We start from the raw sequence: 13967 nt of genomic DNA on the forward strand, positions 1-13967 counted from the left end.
GACATGGTTGATGATGAAGAGCTGCTGGAACTGGTAGAAATGGAAGTACGTGAGCTGCTGTCTCAGTACGATTTCCCAGGCGACGATACGCCAATCATCCGTGGTTCTGCTCTGAAAGCGCTGGAAGGCGAAGCAGAGTGGGAAGCGAAGATCATTGAACTGGCAGAAGCGCTGGATTCTTACATCCCAGAACCAGAGCGTGACATTGACAAGCCATTCCTGCTGCCAATCGAAGACGTATTCTCCATCTCCGGTCGTGGTACTGTTGTAACCGGTCGTGTAGAGCGTGGTATCGTTAAAGTAGGCGACGAAGTAGAAATCGTGGGCATCAAAGAAACCACGAAAACGACTTGTACTGGCGTTGAAATGTTCCGCAAACTGCTGGACGAAGGCCGTGCTGGTGAGAACGTAGGTGTTCTGCTGCGTGGTACTAAGCGTGATGACGTTGAGCGTGGTCAGGTTCTGGCGAAACCCGGTTCTATCCACCCACACACTCAGTTCGAATCAGAAGTGTATATCCTGAGCAAAGATGAAGGTGGCCGTCATACTCCATTCTTCAAAGGTTACCGTCCACAGTTCTACTTCCGTACAACTGACGTAACCGGTACTATCGAACTGCCAGAAGGCGTTGAGATGGTAATGCCAGGTGACAACATCAACATGATCGTGAACCTGATTGCCCCAATCGCCATGGATGACGGTCTGCGTTTCGCAATCCGTGAAGGTGGTCGTACTGTAGGTGCTGGTGTTGTTGCTAAAGTGATCGCATAATTTTTTTAATGTGTTCATTTTGGAAGGGCATCGACAGATGCCCTTTTTATACGTTGTCTTAGGAAGAACCTATCTCATCAATATTTGCTCATAATTAGCCATTTAATGGCAGATAAATTGCTATTTGATTGCTATTCTTAATTATTGGTGAGATAGGCTCTGATACAACGGGTGGACTTAAATATCATTAAGGTATAAAAGTCCTACTGAATTATGGCGCCGAGTCAGATACAATTACAATTATCTTTGGGTTCGGTCTGATTTGTTTTGCTCTTGCGAGGCAAGCTGGCTATCTATTTACATCATAGTTACTTACATATAGTTACAGGTTGGTTTATGAGTGCGAATAGCGATGCTCAACAAAGCGGGCGTGGTCTTGATATAGCAAAATGGCTATTGGTAGCAGTGCTGCTGGTGGTTGCTATTGTGGGTAATTACTATTACCGAGAGTATAACCTGCCTCTGCGCGCGATAGCCGTGGTTGCTATTGTTGCCCTTGCAGGAGCAGTTGCATTGTGGACTGTAAAAGGTAAATCTGCATTAGCATTTGCCCGTGAAGCCCGCATTGAAATGCGTAAAGTCATTTGGCCAACTCGCCAGGAAGCACTGCAGACAACTTTGATTGTTGCAGTTGTAACGGCTGTCATGTCTCTTATTTTGTGGGGGCTTGATGGTATTCTGGTGCGTTTAGTTTCATTTATTACAGGCCTGAGGTTTTAAAAAATGTCTGAATCCCCAAAAAAGCGTTGGTATGTCATCCAGGCATTTTCTGGGTTTGAAGGTCGCGTCGCCCAATCTCTGCGTGAACATATCAAATTACAAGAGATGGAAGATTCTTTTGGCGAAGTGATGGTGCCGACAGAAGAGGTTGTTGAAATCCGCAGTGGCCAGCGCCGTAAAAGCGAGCGTAAATTCTTCCCGGGCTATGTCTTGGTACAGATGGTAATGAACGATGCGACTTGGCATTTGGTTCGTAGTGTACCTCGCGTAATGGGTTTTATCGGTGGCACTTCTGACCGCCCAGCACCAATCAGCGATAAAGAAGTTGATGCGATCATGAATCGTCTTCAACAGGTTGGTGATAAGCCAAGGCCAAAAACTCTGTTCGAACCAGGAGAAATGGTTCGAGTCAGCGATGGTCCGTTTGCAGACTTCAATGGTGTGGTGGAAGAAGTCGATTACGAGAAGAGCCGTTTGAAAGTATCGGTTTCTATCTTTGGTCGTGCTACACCAGTTGAGCTGGATTTCAGTCAGGTAGAGAAAGCCTGAACTGACGCTTAATTAAGCGGCTCTGCTTGCAAAGGGTGTGAAATTAGCATACAATTTCGCGCCTTTTGTTTTTATCTAGGCGTCATTTTAGATGATGTTTCCTAGATAATTTAGGTAATATTTTAAGTGGTCTGGTCTTTTAGACGGGGCTTAAATTGTCAGGGGAGCCTCATTTTGAGGCGATAACACCCACATAGAGGAAATATAATGGCTAAGAAAGTACAAGCCTACGTTAAGCTGCAAGTTGCAGCTGGTATGGCTAACCCAAGCCCACCAGTTGGCCCAGCTCTGGGTCAGCAGGGTGTTAACATCATGGAATTCTGTAAAGCGTTCAATGCTAAAACTGAAAGCATTGAGAAAGGCTTGCCAATCCCAGTTGTTATTACTGTTTATGCAGACCGTTCTTTCACTTTCGTTACTAAAACCCCACCAGCGGCTGTTCTGCTGAAAAAAGCAGCAGGCATCAAATCTGGTTCCGGCAAACCGAACAAAGATAAAGTTGGTAAAGTAACCAGCGCTCAGGTTCGTGAAATTGCTGAAACTAAAGCTGCGGATATGACTGGTGCTGACGTTGACGCAATGATGCGTTCAATCGAAGGTACTGCTCGTTCCATGGGCCTGGTAGTGGAGGATTAATCAATGGCTAAACTGACTAAGCGCATGCGCACTATCCGTGAAAAAATTGATGCAACTAAACAATATGACATCAACGAAGCTGTTGCTCTGCTGAAAGAACTGGCTACTGCTAAGTTCGTAGAAAGCGTTGACGTAGCTGTTAATCTTGGCATTGATGCTCGTAAATCTGACCAGAACGTTCGTGGTGCAACTGTACTGCCACACGGTACCGGTCGTTCAGTACGTGTTGCTGTATTTGCTCAGGGCGCAAACGCTGAAGCGGCTAAAGCTGCTGGCGCTGAACTGGTAGGTATGGAAGATCTGGCTGAACTGATTAAGAAAGGCGAGATGAACTTCGACGTAGTTATCGCATCTCCAGATGCAATGCGCGTTGTTGGTCAGCTGGGCCAAATCCTGGGTCCACGTGGTCTGATGCCAAACCCGAAAGTTGGTACTGTAACTCCTAACGTTGCTGAAGCTGTACAGAACGCTAAAGCGGGTCAGGTTCGTTACCGTAACGACAAGAACGGTATCATCCACACTACTATCGGTAAAGTTGACTTTGACGCTGACAAACTGAAAGAAAACCTGGAAGCTCTGCTGGTTGCGCTGAAAAAAGCTAAACCAGCTTCTGCTAAAGGCGTTTACATCAAGAAAGTTAGCCTGTCTACTACCATGGGTGCAGGTGTTGCAGTCGACCAGTCTGGTCTGAGTGCATCAGCTTAATTATTTAAGCTGAGAATAACGCTTTACCTTAGCGTCAGATTTGTCTAAAATCTGACGCTTCAAATTTGCCTGATAGTGTGCTCTATGACACACAACTTTTGCAAGATAAGGTTGTATCGGCAAATAACAAGTTTTCGGTTGGAGCTTGGCCTAATCCAAGCCCCGTCCAAGACCGCAGGCGTAAGTAATTACTTAATATCCTGCGTAGACGGTGACAGAGCCAAATGAAATTTATTTCCTGGATTCTGCTCACCGTGTTTTAGCGCTCATGCACATTTTGTGCCTTGAGTGAAGTGAGTTCCGGGTTTTCCCGGTTAATCCAGGAGCAAGAAGCTAATGGCACTAAATCTTCAAGACAAACAAGCGATTGTTGCTGAAGTCAGCGAAGTAGCCAAAGGTGCGCTGTCTGCGGTTGTTGCGGATTCTCGTGGCGTTACCGTAGATAAAATGACTGAACTGCGTAAAGCATGCCGTGAAGCTGGCGTTAACGTACGTGTTGTACGTAATACTCTGCTGCGTCGTGCTGTTGAAGGTACTGAGTATGAGTGCCTGAAAGAAGCGTTTGTTGGTCCAACCTTGATTGCTTTCTCTTTTGAACATCCGGGCGCAGCTGCTCGCTTGTTCAAAGATTTCGCGAAAGCGAACCCAGCATTCGAGATTAAAGCGGCAGCCTTTGAAGGTGAGTTTATCCCAGGATCAAATATCGATCGTCTGGCAACACTCCCAACTTACGAAGAAGCAATCGCACGCCTGATGGCAACCATGAAAGAAGCCTCTGCAGGCAAATTGGTTCGCACTCTGGCTGCGCTACGCGATCAGAAAGAAGCAGCTTAATTGTCTATTTCCTTCGTTGCTTTTTAACGTATAAACTTTTTCTGAATTTTAGGAACACTTGTTATGTCTATCACTAAAGAACAAATTCTGGACGCAGTTGCAGAAATGTCTGTAATGGACGTTGTTGAACTGATCAGCATGATGGAAGAAAAATTCGGCGTTTCTGCTGCTGCAGCTGTAGCTGTAGTTGGCGGCGCTGCTGAAGCTGTTGAAGAACAAACTGAATTCGACGTCATCCTGACTGGCGTTGGCGCTAACAAAGTTGCTGTAATTAAAGCAGTACGTGGCGCAACTGGCCTGGGTCTGAAAGAAGCTAAAGACTTGGTTGAAAGCGCACCAGCAACTCTGAAAGAAGGCATCAGCAAAGACGACGCTGAAGCTCTGAAAAAATCTCTGGAAGAAGCAGGTGCTTCTGTTGAGATCAAGTAAGATCTGTTTGAAGTTCGCAGCCTGATTAGTTAAGGCTGGCGGCTGGCGATTTTTTAATCGCCAGCCTTTTTGCGCTGTAAGGGCATTGCCTACAGAGCCATATTGCCTGAAAGGCATTATGTAGGGAGTTAGTAGCATTTCACACTGTTTGGCTGCTAATAAACCCAAAATACTTTTTCCTATTGACGCCTTAATATACTGTGTTCTCAGCTACGATCCACTCGGGTAGCTCGGTAGTAAGGTAACGCAATGAAATGATTTAAGAGTAATAGCAATGAGTATTACGGAAAATATTCTATTTTCTGTCCGAAAAAATAGTGTTGCAGAGCGCTGTCCTTCAAGGGCGGGCAGAGTGGGTCACTTGTCAGCGAGCTGAGGAACCCTATGGTTTACTCCTATACCGAGAAAAAACGTATTCGTAAGGACTTTGGTAAACGTCCACAAGTTTTGGATGTTCCATACCTTCTTTCTATCCAACTTGACTCGTTCCAGAAGTTTCTCGAGCAAGATCCCGAAGGCCAGAATGGACTGGAAGCGGCCTTCCGTTCAGTGTTTCCAATTCAGAGCTACAACGGCAATTCTGAGTTGCAATATGTAAGCTATCGTCTTGGCGAACCTGTCTTTGATGTTAAAGAGTGTCAGATCCGTGGTGTGACATATTCAGCACCGCTGCGCGTTAAGCTGCGCTTGGTGATTTATGAGCGCGAAGCGCCAGAAGGCACAGTTAAAGCTATCAAAGAACAAGAAGTCTACATGGGTGAAATTCCACTCATGACCGATAACGGTACTTTCGTTATCAACGGTACTGAGCGCGTTATCGTATCTCAGTTGCATCGTAGCCCAGGCGTTTTCTTTGACAGCGATAAGGGTAAAACCCATTCATCCGGTAAAGTACTGTATAACGCACGTATTATCCCTTACCGTGGTTCATGGTTAGATTTCGAATTCGATCCAAAAGATAACCTGTTTGTGCGTATCGACCGCCGCCGTAAGCTGCCGGCTTCGATTATTCTGCGCGCGATGAATTATTCTACTGAAGACATTCTGAATCTGTTCTTCAACAAAACTGTATTCGAAATTCGTGGCAATAAATTGCAGATGGCTCTGGTACCAGAACGTCTGCGTGGCGAAACTGCTTCATTTGATATCGAAGCAAACGACAAGGTCTATGTTGAAAAAGGCCGCCGTATCACAGCTCGTCATATCCGCCAGTTAGAAAAAGATCAGGTCGACCGTATTGAGGTACCTGTTGAATATATCGCGGGTAAAGTTGTAGCAAAAGATTACATCGACCAGAACACAGGTGAAATCATCTGTGCTGCTAACATGGAACTCTCTTTGGATCTGCTGGCACGTTTGAGTCAGTCTGGTCACAAATCTATCGAGACCTTGTTTACCAATGATCTGGACCACGGTGCTTACATTTCCGAAACTCTGCGTGTTGACCCGACCAATGATCGTACTAATGCATTGGTTGAAATCTATCGCATGATGCGTCCGGGTGAACCACCAACACGTGAAGCCGCAGAAAACCTGTTTGAGAACCTGTTCTTCTCTTCAGATCGTTATGATCTGTCTGCGGTTGGTCGTATGAAGTTCAACCGTTCGCTGGATCGTGAAGAGATTGAAGGTGCTGGTATTCTGAGCAAAGAAGACATCACTGATGTGATGAAGAAGCTCATCGATATCCGTAACGGTAAAGGTGAAGTCGATGATATCGACCACTTGGGTAACCGTCGTATCCGTTCCGTTGGTGAAATGGCCGAAAACCAGTTCCGTGTCGGTCTGGTTCGTGTAGAACGTGCAGTGAAAGAGCGTCTGTCTCTGGGCGATCTGGATACTCTGATGCCTCAGGACATGATCAACGCCAAACCAATTTCTGCGGCGGTGAAAGAGTTCTTTGGCTCCAGCCAGTTGTCCCAGTTCATGGACCAGAACAACCCACTGTCTGAAATTACCCATAAACGCCGTATTTCTGCGTTGGGTCCAGGCGGTCTGACTCGTGAGCGTGCAGGCTTTGAAGTTCGAGACGTACATCCAACTCACTATGGTCGTGTATGTCCAATCGAAACGCCTGAAGGTCCAAACATCGGTCTGATTAACTCATTGTCCGTTTATGCGCGTACCAATGAGTATGGTTTCCTTGAAACGCCTTATCGCTTAGTTCGTGATGGTGTAGTGACTGATGAAATCCACTATCTGTCCGCGATCGAAGAAGGTAACTACGTCATTGCACAGGCGAACACCGTATTGGATGAAGAAGGTCACTTCGTTGAAGAATTGATAACTTGCCGTCATTACGATGAATCCAGCTTGTTCAACCGTGATCAGGTTCAGTACATGGACGTTTCGACACAACAGATCGTGTCCGTCGGTGCATCTCTGATCCCATTCCTTGAACACGATGACGCCAACCGTGCATTGATGGGTGCGAACATGCAACGTCAGGCGGTTCCAACTTTGCGTGCTGATAAGCCACTGGTCGGAACAGGCATGGAGCGTGCGGTAGCAGTTGACTCCGGTGTAACCTCTGTTGCTAAACGTGGTGGTATGGTTCAGTACGTTGACGCATCCCGTATCGTAATCAAGGTTAACGAAGATGAAATGCTCGCGGGTGAAGCGGGTATTGATATCTATAACCTGACCAAATATACCCGTTCCAACCAAAACACCTGTATCAACCAGATGCCATGTGTTTCTTTGGGCGAATTGGTAGAACGTGGCGACGTACTGGCTGATGGCCCATCCACCGACTTGGGTGAACTGGCTCTGGGTCAGAACATGCGCGTGGCATTCATGCCATGGAATGGTTATAACTTCGAGGACTCCATCCTCGTATCTGAACGTGTTGTTCAGGAAGACCGTTTCACTACCATTCACATTCAAGAACTGGCTTGTGTGTCTCGTGACACCAAACTGGGGCCTGAAGAGATTACTGCTGACATCCCTAACGTGGGTGAAGCTGCGCTGTCTAAACTGGACGAATCCGGTATCGTTTATATCGGTGCGGAAGTGAAAGGCGGCGACATTCTGGTGGGTAAAGTGACACCGAAAGGTGAAACTCAGCTGACGCCAGAAGAAAAACTGCTGCGTGCGATCTTCGGTGAGAAAGCGTCTGATGTGAAAGACTCCTCACTGCGCGTACCAAATGGTGTTTCTGGTACTGTTATCGACGTACAAGTCTTTACCCGTGATGGCGTAGAGAAAGACAAGCGTGCGTTGGAAATCGAAGAGATGCAGTTGCGTGAGGCTAAGAAAGACCTTACAGAAGAACTGCAAATTTTCGAAGCTGGCCTGTTTGCTCGTATCCACTCTGTACTGGTTGCCGGTGGTGTTGAAGCGGAAAAACTTGCTAAACTTCCTCGTGGGCGTTGGTTGGAACTGGGTCTGGCTGATGAAGAAAAACAGAATCAGCTGGAGCAGCTGGCAGAACAGTATGACGAACTGAAAATTGAGTTCGAGAAAAAACTGGATGCTAAACGCCGCAAAATCACACAAGGCGACGATCTGGCACCTGGCGTGCTGAAAATTGTCAAAGTGTATCTGGCTGTGAAGCGTCAGATTCAGCCTGGTGACAAGATGGCAGGTCGTCACGGTAACAAAGGTGTTATCTCCAAGATCAACCCGATTGAAGACATGCCTTACGATGAAAACGGCACACCAGTAGACATCGTACTGAACCCGCTGGGTGTACCATCACGTATGAACATCGGTCAGATTCTGGAAACTCACTTGGGTATGGCGGCAAAAGGCATTGGTGACAAAATCAATGCAATGCTGAAACAGCAGCAAGAAGTTGCCAAACTGCGTGAGTTTATCCAGAAAGCTTATGATCTGGGTGATGATACTCGTCAGGAAGTTGACTTGAACACCTTCACCGACGAAGAAGTAATGCGTCTGGCAGAAAACCTGAGAAAAGGTATGCCTATCGCAACACCTGTCTTTGACGGTGCAAAAGAAACTGAAATCAAAGAGTTGTTGAAACTGGGTGGTTTGCCGACTTCTGGTCAGATTACTTTGTTCGACGGCCGTACAGGTGAACAATTCGAGCGTCAAGTAACCGTCGGTTACATGTATATGCTGAAATTGAACCACTTGGTTGATGACAAGATGCACGCCCGTTCTACCGGCTCTTATAGTCTGGTTACTCAGCAGCCGCTGGGTGGTAAGGCACAGTTCGGTGGACAGCGCTTCGGTGAGATGGAAGTGTGGGCATTGGAAGCATACGGTGCTGCGTACACCCTGCAAGAAATGCTCACAGTTAAATCCGACGATGTTAACGGTCGAACCAAGATGTATAAAAACATCGTGGATGGTAACCACCAGATGGAACCAGGCATGCCGGAATCTTTCAACGTATTGCTGAAAGAAATCCGTTCGTTGGGTATCAACATCGAGCTGGAAGACGAATAAATCGTTTTCCCGCTGGTACTGTCCGGTATAAAGATGCCGGACAGTTTACCAGCCAGTGGTTGCACTGGTCCCAGTGGTTATACTGGTTATAGAGGGGAGTGGCATGGGCCACTCACCTAACAGGTCTAACTCCGACAGGAGCCATTTCGTGAAAGACTTATTGAAGTTTCTGAAAGCGCAAACCAAGACCGAAGAGTTTGATGCGATCAAAATTGCTCTGGCCTCTCCAGATATGATCCGTTCGTGGTCATTCGGGGAAGTAAAAAAGCCGGAAACCATTAACTACCGTACGTTCAAGCCTGAGCGTGACGGTCTTTTCTGTGCGCGTATTTTCGGGCCAGTAAAAGATTACGAATGTTTGTGTGGTAAATACAAACGTTTAAAACACCGTGGTGTGATTTGTGAGAAGTGTGGCGTTGAAGTAACCCAAACCAAAGTTCGTCGTGAACGTATGGGACACATCGAGCTGGCATCTCCAACCGCTCACATCTGGTTCCTGAAATCTCTTCCATCCCGCATCGGTTTGCTGCTGGATATGCCTTTGCGTGACATTGAACGCGTACTGTACTTCGAATCCTATGTTGTTGTCGAAGGTGGTATGACTAATCTTGAGCGTGGAAAAATCCTGTCTGAAGAGGAGTATCTGAACGCGCTGGAAGAGTTTGGTGATGAATTCGATGCAAAAATGGGTGCAGAAGCAATCCAATCTTTGCTGAAAAACATCGAATTGGAAAACGAATGTGAAAACTTGCGTGAAGAGCTGAACGAGACTAACTCTGAAACCAAACGTAAGAAGCTGACCAAGCGTATTAAATTGCTGGAAGCTTTCATTCAGTCTGGTAACAAGCCAGAGTGGATGGTTCTGAACGTTCTGCCAGTTTTGCCACCGGATTTGCGTCCACTGGTTCCACTGGATGGCGGTCGTTTCGCTACATCAGATTTGAATGATCTGTATCGTCGCGTCATTAACCGTAATAACCGTCTGAAGCGCCTGTTGGATCTGGCTGCGCCAGATATCATCGTACGTAACGAAAAACGTATGTTGCAGGAAGCGGTTGATGCATTGCTGGACAACGGTCGTCGCGGTCGCGCGATTACAGGTTCTAACAAGCGCCCTCTGAAATCCTTGGCAGATATGATCAAGGGTAAACAGGGTCGTTTCCGTCAGAACCTGCTGGGTAAACGTGTTGACTACTCAGGCCGTTCTGTAATTACCGTAGGTCCATACCTGCGTCTGCATCAGTGTGGTCTTCCTAAGAAGATGGCACTGGAGCTGTTCAAGCCATTCATTTACGGCAAGCTGGAACTGCGTGGTCTGGCGACTACCATCAAAGCAGCCAAGAAAATGGTTGAGCGCGAAGAAGCCATTGTATGGGATATCTTGGATGAAGTTATCCGTGAGCACCCAGTTCTGCTGAACCGTGCACCGACCCTTCACCGTCTGGGTATTCAGGCATTTGAACCGGTTCTGATCGAAGGTAAAGCGATCCAGTTGCACCCACTAGTGTGTGCGGCTTATAACGCCGACTTCGATGGTGACCAGATGGCTGTTCACGTACCGTTGACACTGGAAGCCCAGTTGGAAGCGCGTGCGTTGATGATGTCTACCAACAACATCCTGTCTCCTGCGAGTGGTGAACCAATCATCGTTCCATCTCAGGACGTTGTATTGGGTCTGTACTACATGACTCGTGACTGTGTTAACGCAAAAGGCGAAGGCATGGTTCTGAGCGGTTCTAAAGAAGCAGAGCGTGTTTACCGCGCAGGTCTGGCTTCTTTGCACGCTCGTGTCAAAGTTCGTATCACTGAAGAAGTGAGAGACGGTGAAGGCAATGTTACTGTCAACACAGGTCTGGTTGATACGACTATCGGTCGGGCCATCTTGTGGATGATTGTACCGAAAGGTCTGCCATACTCACTGATTAACCAGGCGCTGGGTAAAAAAGCAATTTCCAGAATGCTGAACACCTGTTACCGCATACTGGGCCTGAAACCAACCGTTATCTTAGCTGACCAGACCATGTACACCGGTTTTGCTTACGCTGCCCGTTCCGGGGTTTCCGTAGGTATTGACGACATGGTAATTCCTGAGAAGAAAGAAGGCATCATCGCAGAAGCAGAAGCAGAAGTGGCCGAAATTCAGGAACAGTTCCAGTCAGGTCTGGTAACTGCTGGCGAACGCTATAACAAAGTTATCGATATCTGGGCTGCGGCTAACGAACGTGTTGCTAAGGCGATGATGGAAAACCTGTCTACCGAAACTGTTATTAACCGTAACGGTGAAGAAGAGCAGCAGGTTTCTTTCAACAACATCTTTATGATGGCCGACTCAGGTGCGCGTGGTTCTGCTGCTCAGATCCGTCAGTTGGCGGGTATGCGTGGTCTGATGGCAACTCCAGATGGTTCCATCATCGAAACCCCAATTACCGCGAACTTCCGTGAAGGTCTGAACGTACTCCAGTACTTCATCTCAACCCACGGTGCTCGTAAAGGTCTTGCGGATACCGCATTGAAAACCGCGAACTCCGGTTACCTGACCCGTCGTCTGGTTGACGTTGCTCAAGACTTGGTAGTGACTGAAGATGACTGTGGTACTCACGACGGTATCATGATGACTCCGGTTATCGAAGGTGGTGATGTTAAAGAACCACTGCGTGAACGTGTATTGGGTCGTGTGACGGCTGAAGACGTTCTGAAACCTGGCACAGCGGACATTCTGGTTTCACGTAACACCTTACTGAACGAAAAATGGTGTGATCTGTTAGAAGAAAACTCCGTTGACAGCTTGAAAGTACGCTCCGTAGTAAGCTGTGAAACTGACTTCGGTGTTTGTGCTAAGTGTTACGGTCGTGACCTTGCTCGTGGTCACCTGATCAATAAAGGTGAAGCTGTTGGTGTTATCGCAGCACAGTCAATCGGTGAGCCAGGTACACAGTTGACGATGCGTACGTTCCACATTGGTGGTGCGGCATCTCGTGCGGCAGCAGAATCCAGCATTCAGGTACGTAACAAAGGTCATCTGAAACTGACCAACGCGAAATTCGTTACGAACTCAGCAGGTAAACTGGTTATTACTTCTCGTAATACCGAATTGCGCCTGATCGACGATTTCGGTCGTACCAAAGAGAGTTATAAAGTACCTTACGGCTCGGTATTGGCGAAAGGTGATGGTGAGACAGTAACCGGCGGTGAAACCGTTGCGAACTGGGATCCACATATCATGCCAGTTGTGAGTGAAGTATCCGGTATTATTCAGTTCTCTGACATAGTTGATGGTCAAACCATTACCCGTCAGACGGATGAACTGACTGGCCTATCTTCACTGGTGGTTTTGGATAGTGCAGAGCGTACCGGTAGCGGTAAAGACTTGCGTCCAGCACTGAAAATCGTTGACGCTCAGGGTAATGATGTTCTGATCCCAGGTACTGATATGCCTGCTCAGTACTTCCTGCCGGGTAAAGCGATTGTTCAGCTGGAAGATGGTATATCCATCTCTGCGGGTGATACATTGGCGCGTATTCCTCAGGAATCTGGCGGTACTAAAGATATCACCGGTGGTCTGCCACGCGTTGCGGATCTGTTCGAAGCGCGTCGTCCGAAAGAGCCTGCTATCTTGGCAGAAATCAGCGGTATTGTTTCCTTCGGTAAAGAAACTAAAGGTAAGCGCCGTCTGGTAATCAGCCCATTGGATGGTAGTGATGCTTACGAAGAGATGATCCCTAAATGGCGTCAGCTCAACGTATTCGAAGGTGAGGTTGTTGAACGTGGTGACGTGATCTCCGATGGCCCAGAATCTCCACATGACATTCTGCGCCTGCGTGGTGTTCACGCGGTTGCTCGTTACATCACTAACGAAGTACAGGAAGTTTACCGTCTGCAAGGCGTTAAGATTAACGATAAACACATTGAAGTTATCGTTCGTCAGATGCTTCGTAAAGCAACTATCGCGAATGCGGGTAGCTCTGAGTTCCTTGAAGGTGAGCAAGTTGAATACGCACGCGTTAAAGTTGCGAACCGTAAACTGGAGCAGGATGGTAAAGTAGCAGCTATCTTCCATCGTGATCTGTTGGGTATCACCAAAGCATCACTGGCAACAGAATCCTTCATCTCTGCGGCGTCGTTCCAGGAAACAACCCGCGTACTGACTGAAGCAGCTGTTGCAGGTAAACGTGATGAACTGCGTGGCCTGAAAGAGAACGTTATCGTTGGTCGTCTGATCCCTGCGGGTACAGGTTATGCTTACCATCAGGATCGCATCCGTCGTCGTCACGAAAACGAAGTGGTTGAAGCACCACAAGTTAGCGTTGACGAAGCCACTGCAAACCTTGCTGAATTGTTGAATGCAGGTTTTGGTAGCAGCAATAACGAATAATATCGTGGTAAGTAGCATACTCTATACATATAGCTAATCGTGAAATGCCCTCTCTTTGTAGAGGGCATTTTTTTATCGGGTGGAAAATATCTTGTCGCTGGAAACACGCTAAAATTAATAAAAGCTACCTCATCGTAATAGGCTTTATTTTTCCTTTGATTTTTTCCTATGATGTGTTTTGCTGTGAATGGTATTGAGACAAAAATATCTCTTATGAGAAAATGGTACTTAATCGTATTTATATTAAAAAATAGCAATTTAAAAAAATAATAGTTAAAGCACTTAAGAGAATAACATTAGCGATTTATATAGGGTTATAGTTATGGATGTATTGGCAGACTTCTTTTTTACGATATTTGAAATATTTTATAAAATCATAAAGTATACTCTCAAGTTTTTAGCTTGGATATTTAATATTTCAGTTAAAAATATCACCATTTCGTTACTTTCTATAAGTATTTTATTCCTCATTATATTCTCAGCAGTAATGACGAGATTTCTGTTCAATATGATATTATTATCAATATTGGTTTGTTTT

General features: G+C 46.6%; 9 protein-coding genes. All 9 read left to right on the forward strand.

The features are described from left to right. Positions 1-771 (forward strand): elongation factor Tu (locus PSI23_RS14260; RefSeq protein ID WP_273555711.1); only part of this gene is annotated, 771 nt, incomplete at its 5' end. A 336-nt stretch (positions 772-1107) separates the two neighbouring features. Continuing rightward, a complete protein-coding gene (gene secE / locus PSI23_RS14265) occupies positions 1108-1491 on the forward strand; it encodes a preprotein translocase subunit SecE (protein WP_092519795.1) in 384 nt (127 codons plus the stop codon). A 3-nt stretch (positions 1492-1494) separates the two neighbouring features. Then, positions 1495-2040: a transcription termination/antitermination protein NusG gene (gene nusG, locus PSI23_RS14270; RefSeq protein ID WP_092519796.1), complete on the forward strand. Its 546-nt coding sequence runs from the start codon at positions 1495-1497 to the stop codon at positions 2038-2040. A 207-nt stretch (positions 2041-2247) separates the two neighbouring features. Then, positions 2248-2676, forward strand: coding sequence for a 50S ribosomal protein L11 (gene rplK, locus PSI23_RS14275; RefSeq protein ID WP_092519797.1), 429 nt, complete (start codon positions 2248-2250; stop codon positions 2674-2676). A 3-nt stretch (positions 2677-2679) separates the two neighbouring features. Then, positions 2680-3381 (forward strand): 50S ribosomal protein L1, encoded by a 702-nt coding sequence (gene rplA / locus PSI23_RS14280; RefSeq protein WP_273555712.1) that lies wholly within the window; start codon positions 2680-2682, stop codon positions 3379-3381. 336 nt (positions 3382-3717) lie between these two features. Next, the gene (gene rplJ / locus PSI23_RS14285) at positions 3718-4215 is read left to right on the forward strand and encodes a 50S ribosomal protein L10 (protein ID WP_273555713.1); all 498 of its coding nucleotides are present in this window, start codon (positions 3718-3720) and stop codon (positions 4213-4215) included. Positions 4216-4278: 63 nt separating this feature from the next. Beyond that, positions 4279-4644 carry a 50S ribosomal protein L7/L12 gene (rplL, locus tag PSI23_RS14290; protein WP_273555714.1) on the forward strand — a complete coding sequence of 122 codons (366 nt, stop codon included), beginning with the start codon at positions 4279-4281 and terminating at the stop codon, positions 4642-4644. A gap of 384 nt (positions 4645-5028) precedes the next feature. Beyond that, on the forward strand, positions 5029-9057 hold the full coding sequence (rpoB, locus tag PSI23_RS14295) for a DNA-directed RNA polymerase subunit beta (protein ID WP_273555715.1): 4029 nt from the start codon (positions 5029-5031) through the stop codon (positions 9055-9057). A gap of 148 nt (positions 9058-9205) precedes the next feature. Then, positions 9206-13429 carry a DNA-directed RNA polymerase subunit beta' gene (rpoC, locus tag PSI23_RS14300; protein ID WP_273555716.1) on the forward strand — a complete coding sequence of 1408 codons (4224 nt, stop codon included), beginning with the start codon at positions 9206-9208 and terminating at the stop codon, positions 13427-13429. Positions 13430-13967 lie beyond the last annotated feature (538 nt).

This window comes from Xenorhabdus yunnanensis, from assembly GCF_028598805.1.
Lineage (GTDB): Bacteria > Pseudomonadota > Gammaproteobacteria > Enterobacterales > Enterobacteriaceae > Xenorhabdus > Xenorhabdus yunnanensis.